The organism is Pyruvatibacter mobilis (assembly GCF_012848855.1).
In the GTDB taxonomy this organism is placed as follows: Bacteria; Pseudomonadota; Alphaproteobacteria; order CGMCC-115125; family CGMCC-115125; genus Pyruvatibacter; species Pyruvatibacter mobilis.
In genome coordinates this window covers 2,266,175-2,282,466 of sequence record NZ_CP051630.1, presented here as the reverse complement: position 1 = coordinate 2,282,466, position 16,292 = coordinate 2,266,175, and the positions used below count along the sequence as shown (strand labels likewise).

At 65.1% G+C, this 16,292-nt stretch carries 16 protein-coding genes and 1 tRNA gene; 8 read left to right on the top strand and 9 right to left on the bottom strand.

Annotation, left to right across the window (positions count from 1 at the left end; translation table 11 throughout):
• Positions 1–78: 78 nt before the first annotated feature.
• Positions 79–636: a YHS domain-containing (seleno)protein gene (locus HG718_RS10645; protein ID WP_160588422.1), complete on the bottom strand. Its 558-nt coding sequence runs from the start codon at positions 634–636 to the stop codon at positions 79–81.
• 314 nt (positions 637–950) lie between these two features.
• Between HG718_RS10645 and HG718_RS10640 the strand changes: the two genes are divergently transcribed.
• Positions 951–1,027 (top strand) — tRNA-His (locus tag HG718_RS10640).
• An 11-nt stretch (positions 1,028–1,038) separates the two neighbouring features.
• Here HG718_RS10640 and HG718_RS10635 read toward each other — a convergent pair.
• Together HG718_RS10635 and HG718_RS10630 are read right to left on the bottom strand one after the other, a co-directional pair.
• Positions 1,039–1,776 carry a 5-formyltetrahydrofolate cyclo-ligase gene (locus HG718_RS10635; RefSeq protein WP_160588421.1) on the bottom strand — a complete coding sequence of 246 codons (738 nt, stop codon included), beginning with the start codon at positions 1,774–1,776 and terminating at the stop codon, positions 1,039–1,041.
• On the bottom strand, positions 1,773–2,135 hold the full coding sequence (locus HG718_RS10630) for an HNH endonuclease signature motif containing protein (protein ID WP_188658422.1): 363 nt from the start codon (positions 2,133–2,135) through the stop codon (positions 1,773–1,775). The genes HG718_RS10635 and HG718_RS10630 overlap by 4 nt, the downstream gene beginning before the upstream one ends.
• A gap of 123 nt (positions 2,136–2,258) precedes the next feature.
• Between HG718_RS10630 and HG718_RS10625 the strand changes: the two genes are divergently transcribed.
• On the top strand, positions 2,259–2,783 hold the full coding sequence (locus tag HG718_RS10625) for a 2,4'-dihydroxyacetophenone dioxygenase family protein (RefSeq protein ID WP_205345696.1): 525 nt from the start codon (positions 2,259–2,261) through the stop codon (positions 2,781–2,783).
• On the opposite strand, the gene otsB is transcribed toward HG718_RS10625, so the two are convergent.
• Entirely contained in the window at positions 2,780–3,622 is an 843-nt protein-coding gene (gene otsB, locus HG718_RS10620) for a trehalose-phosphatase (protein ID WP_160588420.1), read from the bottom strand. The genes HG718_RS10625 and otsB overlap by 4 nt on opposite strands.
• 118 nt (positions 3,623–3,740) lie before the next feature.
• On the opposite strand from otsB, the gene HG718_RS10615 reads away from it, so the two are divergent.
• Positions 3,741–4,700: an NAD(P)H-dependent flavin oxidoreductase gene (locus HG718_RS10615; protein WP_160588419.1), complete on the top strand. Its 960-nt coding sequence runs from the start codon at positions 3,741–3,743 to the stop codon at positions 4,698–4,700.
• Here the strand turns inward: HG718_RS10615 and HG718_RS10610 are convergent.
• Entirely contained in the window at positions 4,666–5,703 is a 1,038-nt protein-coding gene (locus HG718_RS10610; RefSeq protein ID WP_160588418.1) for an SLAC1 family transporter, read from the bottom strand. The two genes, HG718_RS10615 and HG718_RS10610, sit on opposite strands and share 35 nt — an antisense overlap.
• Before the next feature lie 137 nt (positions 5,704–5,840).
• On the opposite strand from HG718_RS10610, the gene HG718_RS10605 reads away from it, so the two are divergent.
• Entirely contained in the window at positions 5,841–6,626 is a 786-nt protein-coding gene (locus tag HG718_RS10605) for a protein phosphatase CheZ (protein WP_160588417.1), read from the top strand.
• Positions 6,627–6,661: 35 nt separating this feature from the next.
• Here HG718_RS10605 and HG718_RS10600 read toward each other — a convergent pair whose 3' ends face one another.
• Entirely contained in the window at positions 6,662–8,206 is a 1,545-nt protein-coding gene (locus HG718_RS10600; protein WP_160588416.1) for a sensor histidine kinase, read from the bottom strand.
• A 325-nt stretch (positions 8,207–8,531) separates the two neighbouring features.
• Between HG718_RS10600 and hisS the strand changes: the two genes are divergently transcribed.
• From hisS to hisG, 3 genes are all read left to right on the top strand, one after another.
• Entirely contained in the window at positions 8,532–10,031 is a 1,500-nt protein-coding gene (hisS, locus tag HG718_RS10595) for a histidine--tRNA ligase (protein WP_160588415.1), read from the top strand.
• A 132-nt stretch (positions 10,032–10,163) separates the two neighbouring features.
• The gene (locus tag HG718_RS10590; RefSeq protein ID WP_160588414.1) at positions 10,164–11,633 is read left to right on the top strand and encodes an ATP phosphoribosyltransferase regulatory subunit; all 1,470 of its coding nucleotides are present in this window, start codon (positions 10,164–10,166) and stop codon (positions 11,631–11,633) included.
• A complete protein-coding gene (gene hisG / locus HG718_RS10585) occupies positions 11,630–12,628 on the top strand; it encodes an ATP phosphoribosyltransferase (protein WP_160588413.1) in 999 nt (332 codons plus the stop codon). Before HG718_RS10590 ends, hisG begins: the two co-directional genes overlap by 4 nt.
• 99 nt (positions 12,629–12,727) lie before the next feature.
• Here the strand turns inward: hisG and groL are convergent, their stop codons facing one another.
• Entirely contained in the window at positions 12,728–14,380 is a 1,653-nt protein-coding gene (groL, locus tag HG718_RS10580) for a chaperonin GroEL (RefSeq protein ID WP_160588412.1), read from the bottom strand.
• Between the two features lie 133 nt (positions 14,381–14,513).
• Positions 14,514–14,819 (bottom strand): co-chaperone GroES, encoded by a 306-nt coding sequence (locus HG718_RS10575; RefSeq protein ID WP_027839217.1) that lies wholly within the window; start codon positions 14,817–14,819, stop codon positions 14,514–14,516.
• Between the two features lie 235 nt (positions 14,820–15,054).
• Between HG718_RS10575 and HG718_RS10570 the strand changes: the two genes are divergently transcribed.
• Positions 15,055–15,426 carry a glyoxalase superfamily protein gene (locus HG718_RS10570; protein ID WP_160588411.1) on the top strand — a complete coding sequence of 124 codons (372 nt, stop codon included), beginning with the start codon at positions 15,055–15,057 and terminating at the stop codon, positions 15,424–15,426.
• A gap of 10 nt (positions 15,427–15,436) precedes the next feature.
• Here HG718_RS10570 and HG718_RS10565 read toward each other — a convergent pair whose 3' ends face one another.
• Positions 15,437–16,207, bottom strand: coding sequence for a hypothetical protein (locus tag HG718_RS10565; RefSeq protein WP_160588410.1), 771 nt, complete (start codon positions 16,205–16,207; stop codon positions 15,437–15,439).
• Positions 16,208–16,292: the final 85 nt, after the last annotated feature.

Below are 16,292 nucleotides of genomic sequence, written 5' to 3'. Positions count from 1 at the left end.
CGCCACAGCACAGCCTAGCAGCCTGTGACTGGACTCTGGTCCAAATTCTGACGGCGTGGGGAAGGGAGGCCCGCGGCCCTAGTTGGCAGCGTCGGCCTTGTCCTGCGCCATGCGCAGGATCTTGTCCGGCACGGTGCGGATTTCGCCCCAGATGACATCCGCCACCCGGCGGTTGCCGTCCGGGTTTTCCACCCATGCGCCGCGCGTCTTGTCGGCGCCGAACAGGTAGAGCTTTTCATCCGACAGATACCAGGCCAGTTCCTTGATCGGCCGCACCTTGGTGCCCGTGCGCACGCCATAAGCATCGAAGCCGCCATATTGCGGCGTCAGCGCGGCAGGGTCCTTGAGGAAAAGGTCGCGGTTTTCCTCCGACGCGAACTGGTATGTCGCGCCCAGATACTCAGCGGTGATCGCCCGCTTGCCCTTCACCGCCCGGCCTTCGGTGAAGAAGGCAACGACATCGTAGCCGGCGGCACCGGTGCCGTCCCAGCTGGTGGAAACATGCGGCGGACGGTTTTCCAGCGCGTCAGCAAGGTCATCCGCCTGTGCGGCCGGCAGGCTGCCCTGCGCCACCACGACAGCGACCAGCGCCAGCGACGCGATCGCATTCAAGGCCCGGCTTGCCCACTTCATCATACGCTCAACCTCAGATCGTCTGCGGCGCAAGACACGGGGGACCCTGCACCTGTCATCTGGGGTCAGCCTAGGACGCAAGGTCTCAAGCCCCGGGTAAAGGAAAGAGTCAAATTTGATATGAATTCCGCCGGTTGGCCGGAACCAGGCGGGAATATGCGGGTTTTTGCGGAACCGTCTTGCAATCGACAGGGGCGGGCGCTAGTTTCCGCGTCCTTGAACGGGACGCACCTTTCCAGAGGGCCCCGTCGGGGTGCATCCGGAAGGCATATCCTGCCAGATCATGCGGTCTGCACCCCACGCAGGTGATGCGCTGTGCCGCCTTAGCTCAGTTGGTTAGAGCGCCGGTTTGTGGAACCGGAGGTCCTTGGTTCGAGACCAAGAGGCGGTACCATCACTTCCACCTCACAGCTTTTTTCCAAGCATGTCCCGCAGTTCCGCCAGCACCGGCATGTCCGCGTAATCAGCGTCCGTCAGCGATGCCCAGTCAATGCCGCGCGGCGGTTCCGGCGGCGTCTCCACGCCGATGCTGCGGGTCGGCGTCACGATCAGGCTCAGGGGCTCGTCCGTCCCCGTCTGCGGAAAATCATCAACCAGCTGCACATCATGCACCGTGGTGGCCACCGGCACAGGCTGGTGGCCAAGCTCCAGCAGAATGGCATATTCCCGGTCGGCATAGCCCGCCCCCTTGCCGCATCTCTTGCCCGTGGGCGTCACAGCCACCGAGCCGGAGACGATCGCGTCCATCTGCGGCAGGGCTGACAGCGGCACTTCCCTGGCCCAGCGCGCCATGGTGGACATGGCCGCCGCTTCCCGCACGGCGTCCTGCGGCACATTCACAGCCTCGATATGCCAGAACCCGCCCGCCAGCTTCGGCGTTGGCACATAGACATCAATGCCCCGGCGCAGCGCCTCGGCCCGCACCGCCGCCTGCGCCGAATCCGGGTTGATCTTCAGCGCGCGCGCCTGCGCGAAGACAGGGTGCGTAAACAGCCGCCGCGCTGCCTCCGCCGAGCCCTTGAAATTGGGGATGCGTCCATGGGGCGGGAAGGGGAAAGCCGCCAGCTTCTCTTCCTTCAGCCGGTCCCACACATGGGTCCGGGCGGCGTCCTTGCTGGAAAAGGAAAGCGCCTCGCCCGTCATGTCCGGCCCCGGCCGTTACGCTGGGCTGTCCGCGTGCGCTTGTGAAAGCCCGCCGGGCGCTTCCGTACCCAGCTGATGAAGGCAGCGACATCCGGGTGGGCCTGTAGCGCCTCGATGGTGTTGTAGGCCGTCGCCAGCTCGCTTTCAGTGAACAGGGAATGGAGCTTGCGGTGGCAGATCGGATGCAGCGGGACGGTTTCCTTGCCGCCCTTGAGCCGCGGCACCAGATGGTGTTTCTCCATCCGTCCACCGCCGGGCCGCCCGCATAGGGCGCACACATCCTCCTCCGCCGCCGTCATGTCGGCAGCCGGCGCGGTGTCGCGCAGGACGGGCAGGGGATCGAGACGCCGTTCAGCCATGGCAGATGAGATGTGCCTTTGTGCCGAAAAAGTCAAAACGGGGCTGGCCCGCACCCCACCTGCCTGCGATAGGATTGCGCCCAACGCGACACGCTGAACAAGACCGCAGGAAGGATCACCCCCATGGATACCAAGAACCCCGACGCCATCACCGAAATGGCCAATCCCGTCGTCCCGCCCGCCTCCGGCGAGGCCCTGCATGTAGGCGAGGACGATCTGCCCTTCGTCGATCTGGGCGACGGCACCCGCATCCAGCTGTTGCAGGTGGATCTCTCCCAGGGGCTGTGGGTGCTGCGCACCAAGTTCGCGCCGGGCTACCAGGTGGCCACGCATTATCACACCGGCCCCGTCTTCGCTGTCACCTTCACCGGCAAGTGGTACTACAAGGAATATCCGGACGTGGTGAACACTGCGGGCTCTTACCTGTTCGAGCCCGCAGGCTCCGTCCACACCCTCATGGTGCCCGACACCAATGAGGAAGAGACCGATGTCTGGTTCGCGATCTATGGTCCCAACGTCAACACCGATGAGACCGGCCAGGTCACCGGCATCCTCGATGCCGCCACCATCCTCAATGTCTATCGCAGCATGTGCGACGCCCAGGGCCTCGGCTACGACAAGCTGATCGTCATCGGCGAAGGCCTCTAGGCGCTAGCCCCGCCCATCTCGAGATAATCCGCAAGCCGGCCGAGGAAGGTTGTGACCTCGGCCGGTGTGCCCAGCCGGTAGCGCGCCAGCGTCGCCGCATCATCCCCCGCATCCGCCACCTTTATGCCGATCCCGCTGTCACGGATGGCGCGGAAGGCATCTTCGTCGGTTTCATCATCGCCGATATAGACGGGCACAGCGTCCGGCGGCGTGAGACCCAGGGTTTCCATGACCCGCAGCACCGCCGTGCCCTTGTCCCAGTCAAGATCGGGCCGCAGCTCGTGGATCATCTTCCCGCCGGTCCGCTTCAGCGTGTCCCGGCGCGCCACTTCCTCGTCCACCGCCGCGCGGATGACATCATGGGTATCCGGGGCGGCTTCCCGGTAGTGGATGGCGATGGAATAGGTCTTGTCCTCAAGGAACGCCCCCGCGATGGGCGCCAGCCTGTCCGCCAGCGCCGAGGCCGCTGCCTCAAGCGCCGGGCGGTAGGGCGCCCCGATATCGCCGGACAGATCCGCGCCTGAGGCATCGCGGATGTCGAAGCCATGGCTGCCTGCATAGGCAATGCCATCCACCCCCAGCATCTGCGACACGTCCTCCCGTCCGCGCCCGCTCACCACGGCCACCGGCATCAGGGTCGACAGCCGCGCCACCGTGTCCCGCAGGCGGGGCGTCGCCACGGCCAGTTCCGGGCGGCGCGCCAGCGGCACCAGCGTGCCGTCATAATCCAGAAACAGCGCCGGGCTGCGCCCCTTCAGGGCGGCGGCAATATCGTCGAAGCAAGCCAGGGCGTTGTCGGTGCCTTGCCCGCGGGCCGGCTTGGAAGGAGGTGTGGTCACGGAAAAAGGCTCCGGCAGGAAGGGCGCAATGGTTGGGTGGCGGCAAAGCAGTTGAAAATGGCGCGGCTTCGCGCCTTAGATACGCGCAAATATACCATTTTGAAGGTGAGGAATTGTGATGGCCGCATTCGAAGGCAACCGGGTGCTTGCACATACCGGCGCGAAATACCCGATCATCCAGGCTCCCATGGGCTGGATCGCCCGCTCCCAGCTTGCATCCGCCGTCGCAAATGCGGGCGGTATCGGCATCATCGAGACATCGTCGGGCGAGACCGATAATTGCAAGGCCGAGATCGGGAAAATGGCCTCGCTGACTGACGGGGCCTTCGGCGTCAACCTGCCGATCCTGTTCCTCAAGGACGACGCCATGCTTCGCTATATCTGCGAGTCGGGCGTCAAATTCGTGACCACGTCCGCCGGCAGTCCCAAGAAGTTCATCGGTCCCCTCAAGGAGGCGGGCATCACCGTCTACCACGCGGTGCCCACTTTCGAGTCGGCGCTCAAATGCATCGAGGCCGGTGTTGACGGCCTGGTTGTCGAGGGCGCCGAGGGCGGCGGCTTCAAGAACCCCGAGGAAGTCTCGACCCTCGTGCTGCTCCAGGCCATTCGTCAGCAGTCTGACATTCCCCTCGTTGCCGCGGGCGGCATCTGTGACGGGTACGGCATGGCCGCGGCTTTCGCGGTGGGTGCCGAAGCTGTGCAGATGGGCACCCGCTTTGTGAGCGCGGCAGAAAGCCCCGTCCACGCCAACTACAAGAACGCCATCATCAATGCGCCGACCGACGGCACCTATGTGCTGAACAAGAAGTCGAGCCCCTGCATCCGCGCCCTCAAGACCGGGCGCACCGCCTCCATCCACGAGGACGGCCTGATGCCGTCCGACACCTTCGCGCGCATTCAGGACCTCTATTTCGGGGGCGACATGGAAGCCAGCGTGGGGCTCGCGGGCCAGTCGGCGGGCCTCATCCACGAGATCAAGCCCGCAAAGCAGATCATCGACGAAACGGTGAGCCAGTTCTTCCAGGTGGCCGAGCGGTTCGGCTCTATGGCCGCTGGCGCCCGCGCGGCGGCCGAATAAGCCACGCAGCCGTAGCAACGCCCAAAACGGCAATGGCGGTGCTGGCAAGAGCCAGCATCGCCAGCGCGCCAAGCGCGGTCCACGCCGTCCTGCCCATGCTGTGCAGCGTCACGGCAGCGGATGCGCTGGCCGCCAGCGGAAAGCTCATCGCCCACCAGCGCGGGCTGAAACCGAAGCGGCGCATGTCCGCAGCGATGTCCTGCCTGCGCCACAGCACGTAGCCAAGCACGGCCAGTGCCGTGAGACAGGCCAGCACCGTCAGTACGGCCTGCATCTCCACCCATACCCCGAAGGCCAAAAGTCCCCGCGCCACCAGCGCCGGCGGGGCCGCCAGCACGAAGAGCGACGGCACCAGCGTTACCGGCAGGGTGCCGGGTCGAAATCCCGAAGACCCGTCTTGACGGCTGAAACGTCCAAGCGACCGGGCGACAGGCAGCAACAGCAGCAGCCACGCACCCGTCCCCACGGCCAGCAGCATGGCCGAAAGAGTGGGGTAGCCCAGCGGCACACCGGCGGCCGGGGCGGCAAACATCCCGGCAATGGGCACGAACCAGGCAGGCGTCAGCGGGACAGCCCGCGGCATCCGCTGAACAAGCCAGTGTCCCATGACCACGGCCACCACCGGGTGGAGCACGGCCCCGGCCAGCCACACCGCAGGCCACACTGGCAGGCCAGCGCCCGCGACCGGCGCGGCAAGAGGCAACAGCATCAGCGTCATCGGTACGGTGCCGAGATAGGGCGCCGTGCCCGCGTCACGCAGATCCGCCAGAAACAGCACCCGGTGCCGCAGCATCTTGAGCCCGTATCCCGCCCAGATGAGAGCTGTCACGGCTACGGCCAGCCAGCACAAGGCATCCACGACAACGCCGCCGCCGCCGTCAGGCGGTCCCCCAAGGCCCGTTTCCATCGCCAGCTGCCAGGCCGCCGCAAGCCCTGTCAGACCCAGCGCCGCCCCCAGCAAGGGCGCAGGAAGCTGCGAAAAACCGGGCCATGACCATCTCACCTGTGTGGCCCTTGAAGGGGTGGGCGATGGGGCGGGGTCCCCGCGCTGTTGTGACAACTTGTCTGGCATTAAAGGCATTTTTAACAGGAGCGCGGCTAGGCTTTGCTCACTTTTTGGGCCGAGGGGGAGAACCGCTGGTGGCTGAGGTGAAGCTCTTTCGCATCGAGAAAATGATGGGTCTGTCCGCGCCTGCGCCTGTGAGGGCGGCAGCGGAAACGCCTGTGGCGGCAGTTGAAGCAGCGCCGGTGGATGCCGAAGCGCCGGCACCCGTCGCGGATGCCTCCGGCGCGCCAGCCCCGTCCGCTCAGGCCCCGTCGTCGCCGCTTGCCGCCGTGAGCCCCGACATCACCATCGAAGAATTGACCATCCTGCGCGACCGCGTGGAGGAGGCTACCCGTCTGCAGTCGGAGCTGGCCGATCTCTCCGGTGCCATCGAGCGCACCAAGCAGGAGCTGTCCGCCCTTCATTATGACGGCCCCGCTGCCGCCCGCTTCCAGGAAGCCGGCAACGAGCTGGATGCAGTGGTGAAAGCGACCGAGGCCGCGACCGACACCATCCTCACCGCATCCGAGCGTATCGATTCCGCCGCCGCCCATCTGGGCGCATCAGCTCCCGACGACATGAGCCGCAACCAGGCGGAAGAGATCGCCGAGCAGGTGGTGAACATCTTTGAGGCCTGTAACTTCCAGGACATCACCGGCCAGCGCATCACCAAGGTGGTGGCGGCGCTGCAATACATCGATGAACGCGTCAGCCGTATGATGGAAATCTGGGGTGGTCCGCAGGACCTTGTGTCCTTCGCGCCCGAAGCAGCGGAACAAGAGGCGCACGAGGAAGACGAAGCTGCGCTCCTCAACGGTCCCGCTCTCGAAGACCACCACGGCCACGCCACCCAGGACGATATCGACGCCCTGTTCGCCTAGGCTGTTCGCCACAGTCGCGGGCGACTGTTTTCCTGTCAGTCCTTCAGGGGCAGTGTCATCACGGCGGCGACCACGCTGCCGCCGTCGCGCGCCAGCTGCAGGGCGCCGCCATGGGCGTCCAGCGCCTCGCGCAGCAGTTCTGCCGCAAACCCGGTCCGGGCATCTGCCGGCGTCACCAGCGGATCTGAATCCTCGAGACTTGCCGGCAGGGCCACCGGGCGGCCGTCCAGGCTGTCGATACGCACCGTCAGCCGCGCCTGCTTGCCTGCCTGCCGCAGCGACAGGCGGAGAATGCTGCCCGCATCCGCGTCGCGCGCAATGCCCGCCACCAGCCGATACAGCGCTCTTTGCAGCTTGGCGAGGTCCACCCGCGCCACCAGCGCCCCCTGCGGTGCATCGACCACCACTTCCGGCCCGCCATCGGCCCGCGACAGGAAATGCGCCGTGTTGCGCACCAGCTTCGCTAGGTCGCACGGCTCCGGCATGGCCGCGCCCTGCGCGTCCACCACGCTCAGAAGGTCTTCCACCATGTCCAGCATCGCCCGGCCCGCATCCGAGATGGAAGCCGCATAGTCCTGCCGCCGCTGTGGATCGGTAATCCGGTCGCTCTGCAGCAGGTCGGCGAAGCCCACGATGTGGGTCAGCGGCGTGCGCAGGTCATGGCTCACCCGTGAGAAGAACCGCCCGGAGCGCTTCAGGGCCGCGTCGCGCCCGCCCTGCGCGGTCTTCAGCGCGGTTTCGAGCTTCCGCCGCACCGTGATGTCGGTGAAGCTGGCAATGCGTGCGGGCACCCCGCCGCGTTCGGTTTCCACCACGTCCACTTCCGCCACGCGGGTTTCCCCGCCCGGCTGCACGATGGTCACCTCGCCGCCCTTGCCGATATCAAGATCGAACCGCTTGCCCATCAGCGTATCTGCCGCCCGACCCAGCAATTCCTCGGCTGCCGGATTGATGAAGGCCACCGCCCCGTGCCGGTCCAGCACCACCATGGCTTCCGGGGCTTCCTGCACCAGCATCAGCGGGGCAGGAGCCAGCTTGGCGTCTCCCGCGCCGGATCGGGCCGGGCGGCCGTCCTGGCTGTGACGCGCCAGCGCCCGGGCCACTGCATTGGCAAGGTCCGCGCCGTTGAAAGTGCCCGCCGGGGTGATGTCCACAACTTCCTCGGCCCCGGCCTCGATAGCCGCCAGCATGGTGTCGTCATCCATGCCGCGCATCAGCACCACCACCGGCGCATTGGGCCCGATGGCGCACAGGCGCTTGAGCCGTGCAAGCCCGCCTTCCGCCGGGTCAATCTCGGCGATCACCGCCGTCAGTCCCGGTGCCAACAACTGGTCCAGGCTTTCCCCCGGCTGCACATGCAGCAGGTCCACCTTCTGGCTGCGGCGCATGTCCAGGGCTTCGGCCACCTTGGCGCCCAGCTCCGGTGCGGTGCTCATCACCGCGACCGTGTCGCGCGGGCTGGGAAGGTCCACCGGCGCCAGCGTCAGGTGAGACATGTCACCCGGCACAGCGCCCTCGCTGCGCGCGGAGAGAAGTCCGCCCTTGGGGATAACCGGGATGGATCGGTGCTGAGAGCGCATCAAGCCGCCTGCAAATTCATGTTTTTACGGGCGGATTCGCCGATTTGCGCGAATCCGTGAATCAAACATGAACATTGTTGGTAAACACGGGGTAAATGATTGGCGGCAAGATTAAGGCACGGTTAGGCATCCTCACCGGGCCGTTAACATTTCCCGCCTGCGGACCGCCCCGAATGGCGGATGTCGCCCTGCTTTTTGCCCTTGCTTGCGGGGGATTGGTTGCCTGCGCTAGGTAAAGCGCCACTTTCCCAGTTCGCCCATGCCCCTAGCCAATGCCCATTGCCCGGTCCCCAGAGTTCGGGCGCACGCCAAACCGGAGCCTCTCTTGGCCAAAAAAGACAAGCCCTTCCGCCCCAAGGCCCGCCTGCCCAAGGGCCTGCGTGACCTGCGCGCCGAGGATGTGGCCGCCCGCCGCGCCATGCTCGCCACCATCATGCAGGTATATGAGTCCTATGGCTTCGACCCGCTGGAGACCTCCGCCTTTGAATATGCGGATGCGCTGGGCAAGTTCCTGCCGGACGCGGACCGGCCCAATGAGGGCGTCTTTTCCCTGCAGGACGATGACGGCCAGTGGCTCTCCCTGCGCTATGACCTGACAGCGCCCCTGGCCCGCATGGTGGCCGAGAATTACGACGCCCTGCCCAAGCCTTTCCGCCGCTACCAGACCGGTCAGGTATGGCGCAACGAGAAGCCCGGCCCCGGCCGTTTCCGTGAGTTCACCCAATGCGATGCCGATACGGTGGGCGCCCCTGAAATGGCCGCCGACGCCGAGCTCTGCGCCATGGTGAGTGATGCGCTGGAAGCCGTCGGCATCGGACGCGGCGATTATGTGGTGCGCGTCAACAACCGCAAGATCCTCGACGGCGTGCTGGAAACCATCGGCGTTGCCGCAGGCGAAGCGGGCGCTGCCCAGCGCATGACCGTGCTGCGCGCCATCGACAAGCTGGATCGTCTGGGAGCTGACGGTGTCAAGCTCCTGCTGGGCGAAGGCCGCAAGGACGAGTCCGGCGATTTCACTGAAGGCGCAGGTCTTACGGCCGATCAGGCCGATACGGTCCTGGCCTTTGTCGGCGCTGGCGATGAGGATCGCGGCAAGGTGCTCACCACCCTGCGCGGCCTTGTGGGCGGCAGCGAAACGGGCCTAGCCGGAGTTGCCGAACTCGAAGAGATCGCAGGCCTTCTCGATGCCATCGGCTATGGCCCCGACCGCATCCTGTTTGACCCGGCGGTCGTGCGCGGCCTCGGCTATTACACCGGCCCCGTCTTCGAGGCAGAGCTTACTTTTGACGTGAAGGACGAGAAGGGCCGTCCCATCCGCTTCGGCTCCATCGGCGGCGGCGGCCGCTATGACGATCTCGTCAGCCGCTTCAAGGGCACGCCCATCCCCGCCACCGGCGTCTCCATCGGTGTGGACCGGCTCCTGTCCGCCTTGGACGCGCTTGGCCGCAGCAAGGCCGACAGCCTGCGCCCGCCGGTCGTTGTCCTGCCTCTTGATAAGGACCGCATGGAAGACTATCAGCGCATGGTGTGGGACCTGCGCAATGCGGGCATCCGCGCCGAGCTCTATCTCGGCGGTGCCGGCATGCGCGCCCAGCTCAAATATGCGGACAAGCGCGGCGCGCCCATCGCCGTCATCCAGGGCTCCGATGAATTCGAAAAGGGCGAGATCACCCTCAAGGATCTCGTCCTCGGCGCCCGGCTGGCGGAGGAAATCGAAGACAACACCACCTGGCGCGAGGACCAGCCCGCCCAGGTGTCGGCTCCGGCCTCTGATCTTGTCAGCGCCGTCAAAGACATGCTGGCCAAGCCGCATATGTCAGCCTGATTGTCCTGTTTTGCCGAGGTATCGCGCTGATTTGCGCTGAGTGTTCCGGCTTTTTGTCCTGTTTTCAGGACAAAAAGCCTGCAATTACATTGTGACTTGCCAAAAAGCAGGACACAGTGTACTGCCTCCGCCATGACAGAAGATGCTCTCAGCTTCGCCGCGATCATTGCCGAATGGGGCAAGCCCGCGGATTTCGCCCGTGCTCTGGGTCAGGAGGACGGCGGCGACCTCGCGCGCAAATGGCGCCGGCGTGACAGCATTCCCCAGGAATGGTGGCCGGCCGTGATTGATGCCGCCCGCCGCGACGGCAAGCCGGTGGATGCCGAGCGCCTGCTGCGCGCCCAACGCAACGCCGTCGCCCGCAAGACCGGCGATTTGCCCGGCGAGGCACCGGTAATCGAAAGTCCGGACCCGGAGCGTCCGGCATCCGGCTATGACGCAGGCTCCCTTGAAGCGCTGGAGACCCAGGCCCAGTCGATCAAGGCAGTGTTCAGCCAGGCGGGGTTCCGTCCGGTCGAGCCGCCGACCATGCAGCCCGCCGACATCTTCCTCAACCGCTCCGGTGAGGACATCCGCCAGCGCACCTATGTGTTCGAAGACCCGGGCGGGCAGGAATGGTGCCTGCGCCCGGACCTCACAATCCCCGCCTGCCGCATGTATCTGGACCGCGACCCCGAAGCAAAAAGCGAAGCGCGCCTCTGCTACAACGGCCCGGCCTTCCGCTACCAGCCGCCTTCTGCCGGCAAGCCCGTCGAGTTCATTCAGGCAGGCGTGGAACATATCGGCGGTGCCAGCACGCCCGAGGCGGACGCTGAAATCGTCTCCGTGGCGGTGGACGCCGTGAAGGGGGCGGGGCTTACATCCTTCGATACCACTTTGGGGGACCTTGGCCTGTTCGGCGCCCTGGTCAACAAGCTCGACCTGCCCGAAAGCTGGAAGAACCGCCTCAAGCGTCACATCTGGCGGCCCGCCTATTTCGAGGAGATGCTCAATCGCCTCACCGATGGCAGCACCCAGGGCGTCACCCCCAATACCAACCAGGCGCTGCTCGCAGCCCTCGACGTGATGGAACCCGCCCGCGCCCGCGACGTGGTGGAAGACGTCCTGGCGCTTGCTGGGATTTCCACCGTAGGCGGACGATCCGTCGCCGAAATCTCCGAGCGCTTCCTGGAGCAGGCCGCCGACAGCGCCAAGGCCACACTCACGCCGGAAACCGCTGACGCGATCCGTGATTTTCTTGCGGTCTCCGCCCCCTGCACCACGGCCGTGGATCAGCTTGCCCACATCGCCGCCAAGGCAGGTGTGTCGCTTGATGAGGAGCTTGAGCGCATCGCCCGCCGCATCGATCTGATCTGCGGCATGGGCATCGATCGCAGCCACATCACTTTCGACGCCGATTTCGGCCGCAAGGAAGAATATTACACGGGCTTTGTCTTCGAGCTGCGCGTCGAGGCCCTTGGCCCCTCGCGGCAGATCGCAGGCGGCGGCCGCTATGACGGCCTGCTCAGGAGCCTCGGCAGCCCGCGCAACGTGCCCGCCGTCGGCTGCGCCATCCGTACCGAGCGGCTCTTGGCCGCCGTTGGCCTGGAGGCCCGCTCATGACCCGTCAGGATACGGAAGACCGGCTGATCGTTGCCGTCCCCTCCAAGGGACGCCTGCAGGAGGACGCGTTGGCCTTCTTCAAGCAGGCCGGCTGTGCCATCAAGCAGGCAGGCTCGTCCCGCGGCTATGTCGGTCGCATGCCCGGCGTCGCCGATGTGGAAGTTGCGTTCCTGTCCGCTAGCGAGATCGCCGGGTCCTTGGGCGCGGGCCGTGCCCATCTCGGCATCACCGGCGAGGATCTGATCCGCGAAAAGCTGCCCGAGCCTGAAAACGTCGTCCACATGATCAAGCCCTTGGGCTTCGGTCATGCCGATGTGGTGGTCGCCGTGCCGCAGAGCTGGATCGATGTCCGCACCATGGCGGATTTTGATGACGTTGCGATCGCCTATCATGCCCGCCGCGGTGAGCGCGTGCGTATCGCCACCAAATATCTTCGCCTCACGCGCAACTTCTTCGCCGAGCACGGCCTTGCGGATTACCGCATCGTCGAAAGCGCCGGTGCCACCGAGGGCGCACCCGCCGGCGGCACGGCAGAGGCCATCGTCGACATCACCTCGACCGGCGCCACCCTGCGCGCCAACAATCTCAAGATCCTTGATGACGGGGTGATGCTGCGCAGCGAAGCCAACCTCGTGGCCTCCCGCACTGCGGAATGGGGACCGAAGGCCCGCGCCGCGGCCGCACAGATTCTCGAGATGATCGAAGCCGTCTCCCGCGCCCGCGGCGTCGTCGAGATGCGCTTCCTGCATGACGTGTCCGACAAGGCGCTGCTGGACGATTTGGCGCAGCGCTTCGGCGCCCGCGTGCCGTTCCCCTATGACGAGGATGGCGCCCGCGTCGCGCTCATCCTCCATGTCCCCGAGCCGCGCGTGCACGACGTGGTCAGCCACCTCTATGCCAACGGCAAGGACGCCGTCACCGTCACCGAACCCCGCTACATCTTCCAGCGCGGCAACCCGTTGATGACCGAGCTGGAAGACAGGCTGGCCGGCTAGGCGCTGAACACAGCAAGGCAAAACAAAAAGGGCGGCTCCGCGAAGAGCCGCCCTTTCCGTATGTCGCTTGGGCTTGGGTAAGCCCGGGCGAGCGGATGATTACATCATGCCGCCCATACCGCCCATGCCGCCCATGTCCGGCATTGCCGGGGCGCCGCCGCCGTTCTTCTCCGGCTTGTCGGCAACCATGGCTTCGGTGGTGATCAAAAGACCGGCCACAGAAGCGGCATCCTGCAGAGCCGTGCGCACGACCTTCACCGGGTCGATCACGCCCATCTCGACGAGATTGCCATACTCTTCGGTCTGCGCGTTGAAGCCGAAGCCCACGCCCTTGCCTTCGAGCACCTTGCCCACAACGATCGAGCCTTCAACGCCGGAGTTCTCCGCGATCTGACGGATCGGGGCCTGGATGGCACGCAGAACGATCTTCACACCGGCCTGCTGGTCGGCATTCTCGGCGTTCTCCAGAACGGCATTCACAGCCTTGGTCGTGGAGAGCAGGGCCGTACCACCGCCCGGCACGATGCCTTCTTCAACGGCAGCGCGGGTGGCGTTCAGCGCGTCATCGACGCGGTCCTTGCGCTCTTTCACTTCCACTTCCGTGGCACCGCCAACGCGCAGCACGGCAACACCGCCGGCAAGCTTGGCGAGACGCTCCTGGAGCTTCTCACGGTCGTAGTCAGAGGTGGTCTCTTCGATCTGCTTGCGGATCTGCGAGACGCGGGCCTCGATGTCGGCCTTCTTGCCAACGCCATCGACGATCGTCGTGTCATCCTTGGTAATGCGCACGCGCTTGGCGGTGCCCAGCATGTCGAGGGTGACGTTTTCGAGCTTGATGCCGAGGTCTTCGGAGATGACCTGGCCGCCCGTGAGGATGGCGATGTCTTCCAGCATCGCCTTGCGGCGGTCGCCGAAGCCCGGTGCCTTCACGGCGGCAATCTTCAGGCCGCCACGCAGCTTGTTGACCACGAGGGTGGCCAGCGCTTCGCCTTCGATGTCCTCGGCGATGATCAGCAGCGGACGCGACGACTGCACGACGCTTTCCAGGATCGGCAGCATGGACTGCAGGTTGGAGAGCTTCTTCTCGTGCAGCAGGATGTACGGATCGTCGAGTTCCGTGATCATCTTGTCGGCGTTGGTGATGAAGTACGGCGACAGGTAGCCGCGGTCGAACTGCATGCCTTCGACGACTTCCAGCTCGGTCTCGAGAGACTTGGCTTCCTCGACCGTGATCACGCCCTCATTGCCGACCTTCTGCATGGCCTGCGCGATGAGATCGCCGATTTCCTTCTCGCCATTGGCGGAGATGGTGCCGACCTGTGCGATTTCCTCGGAGCCCTTCACCTTCTTGGCGCGCTTCTTGAGGTCAGCAACCGCAGCCGCTGCCGCAAGGTCGATGCCGCGCTTCAGGTCCATCGGGTTCATGCCGGCGGCAACGGCCTTGGCGCCTTCGCGCACGATGGCCTGGGCCAGCACGGTGGCGGTGGTGGTGCCGTCACCGGCTTCGTCATTGGTGCGCGAGGCAACTTCGCGAACCATCTGCGCGCCCATGTTCTCGAACTTGTCTTCCAGTTCGATTTCCTTGGCCACAGACACACCGTCCTTCGTGGTGCGCGGCGCGCCGAAGGACTTGTCGATCACGACGTTGCGGCCCTTCGGGCCCAGCGTCACCTTCACGGCATTGGCCAGCGTGTCGACGCCCTTGAGCATCTTTTCGCGGGCGTCGGTACCGAATTTGACTTCTTTAGCCATGGTATTCCCTTACCTCTGTTGAGCCGGACGGCGCTTGGTGAAAAGCGGCGCGAACCCGGCATTGGTTGGTTTCGTGTGAATGGAAAGCGGTCAGAAAAAAAGCCGCGCCGGAGAGGAAGCCTCTCGCGCAGCCTTACTTCTTGCCCTTCTTGCCTTCGATCACGCCGAGAATGTCGCTCTCTTTCATGATGAGCAGATCCTCGCCGTCGATCTTCACTTCCGTGCCGGACCACTTGCCGAACAGCACACGGTCGCCGGCCTTCACGTCGAGCGCGACCACCTTGCCGCTGTCGTCACGGGCACCCGGACCAGCAGACACAACTTCGCCTTCGGACGGCTTTTCCTTGGCAGTGTCGGGAATGATGATCCCGCCGGCGGTCTTCGCATCTTCTTCGAGCCGGCGGACGACAACGCGGTCGTGCAGGGGACGAAAACCCATGAGCTCTCTCCTCTAAAAGGACATGCCCTGCCACGGGGCAGGACGAAAAAATCCAATGATTTCAGGTTCTTGGTGGCCAGATCGCGCCGGTCCACCCGCCCGTTAGCACTCCCTGAGGGTGAGTGCTAACAAACGCGCGTCGGAAATAGGGAGTCTGCCGGGGCCTGTCAACAGGTCGTGATGGGCTAAACTGCTCAAAAGACTCCTGTTTTTTACCTGCGCCCGGAGCCGAGCCATGGCCATCGCCTTCACTGCCGCCATCCCCATCCTGCGCATCTTCGATGAGGACCTGGCCCGCCGCTTCTATGGCGACTATCTCGGCCTTGAGGTGGATTGGGAGCACCGCTTCGAGCCCGGCCTGCCGCTCTACATGCAGATGTCGCGCGCGGGCCTCGTCCTGCACCTCACCGGCCACCATGGGGATACGACCCCCGGCTCAACCGTCTATGTGCAGATGGAAGACATCGCGGCCTTCCACGCCGAACTGCGCCAGCGGGACGGGATCGGCAATCTGCGTCCGGGCCTTGAGGATGCCCCCTGGGGCGGCAAGCTGGTGGAAGTGACGGACCCCTTCGGCAATCGCCTGCGCTTTGCAGGCGACGCCTGAGGGCAGGGCCCTATTCAGCCGCCACCGGATATTGACCAGTGCCCGCCATGGCAGGTGCAGCCGCTGCGCGCGTGTCACCTCCCGTCGGGGAGGCCACACCACGGGCCCGATGGCCTATCTGGGCGCGGGCCGGGTCGAACTGGTCGAGCAGCGCGAAGTTGAACAGCAGCAGGCCGACAAATTCGGCAGTCTCCTCGACGGTAACCGCCAGCACATAGAACGTGCTGGCGCGCAGGCCTGAATAATCAAGCCACCCGCCGACCATTTCCATCCCCAGCGCACCGCCCACGAAAATGATGCCGCTCAGCACAAGCCGTCCGCTCAGGCGCGGCGGCAGCTGCCGCAGCAGCGGCAGGATCAGAAGGCCAAAGCCACCAAGGCACAGCACCGCGGGCACGACCCACGCATAAAAGAAAATCCCGCCGAACCCGAATGCCGCTTTCAGCGGTTCAATCACGCCTTCATGGAAGCTCGCAGCCTCGTCCATCGAGAGGAAGAAGAAGGCAACGGCAAGCAGCGCCCAGAGCTGCCACATCCGGTCACGGGCAGCTTTCGCTTCCGCACCCAGGCGATAGAGCACCATCGCAGCCACCAGCATGAGAGACGAACTCCACCACGCCGGCACGCTGTTTTCGCTGTCGAGATGAAACTGCCTCAAGTCCTGCAGGACCGTATGGGTGCCGATTTCCAGCACAAAGGCTTCGCGGGCAAAACCTGCCGCGAGCACCGCCAGCGTCACCGCCAGCAGAATCTGTTTGATGAAGTGCGGGTCCGTACGCATCGCCGGCCTCTCGTTGTTAATTTTGCGTAATCAAAATCAGCGGCCTGTCCCGATACGGAACAAACCACCTCCCGGTTGTGATGCC

What these genes read in the sequence shown, in the direction of transcription:
- HG718_RS10645 (WP_160588422.1), bottom strand. Translation starts at nt 636, where the DNA reads ATGATGAAGTGGGCAAGCCGGGCCTTGAATGCGATCGCGTCGCTGGCG.
- HG718_RS10635 (WP_160588421.1), bottom strand. Translation starts at nt 1,776, where the DNA reads ATGACGGGCGAGGCGCTTTCCTTTTCCAGCAAGGACGCCGCCCGGACC.
- HG718_RS10630 (WP_188658422.1), bottom strand. Translation starts at nt 2,135, where the DNA reads ATGGCTGAACGGCGTCTCGATCCCCTGCCCGTCCTGCGCGACACCGCG.
- HG718_RS10625 (WP_205345696.1), top strand. Translation starts at nt 2,259, where the DNA reads ATGGATACCAAGAACCCCGACGCCATCACCGAAATGGCCAATCCCGTC.
- HG718_RS10615 (WP_160588419.1), top strand. Translation starts at nt 3,741, where the DNA reads ATGGCCGCATTCGAAGGCAACCGGGTGCTTGCACATACCGGCGCGAAA.
- HG718_RS10600 (WP_160588416.1), bottom strand. Translation starts at nt 8,206, where the DNA reads ATGCGCTCTCAGCACCGATCCATCCCGGTTATCCCCAAGGGCGGACTT.
- HG718_RS10590 (WP_160588414.1), top strand. Translation starts at nt 10,164, where the DNA reads ATGACAGAAGATGCTCTCAGCTTCGCCGCGATCATTGCCGAATGGGGC.
- hisG (WP_160588413.1), top strand. Translation starts at nt 11,630, where the DNA reads ATGACCCGTCAGGATACGGAAGACCGGCTGATCGTTGCCGTCCCCTCC.
- groL (WP_160588412.1), bottom strand. Translation starts at nt 14,380, where the DNA reads ATGGCTAAAGAAGTCAAATTCGGTACCGACGCCCGCGAAAAGATGCTC.
- HG718_RS10575 (WP_027839217.1), bottom strand. Translation starts at nt 14,819, where the DNA reads ATGGGTTTTCGTCCCCTGCACGACCGCGTTGTCGTCCGCCGGCTCGAA.
- HG718_RS10570 (WP_160588411.1), top strand. Translation starts at nt 15,055, where the DNA reads ATGGCCATCGCCTTCACTGCCGCCATCCCCATCCTGCGCATCTTCGAT.
- HG718_RS10565 (WP_160588410.1), bottom strand. Translation starts at nt 16,207, where the DNA reads ATGCGTACGGACCCGCACTTCATCAAACAGATTCTGCTGGCGGTGACG.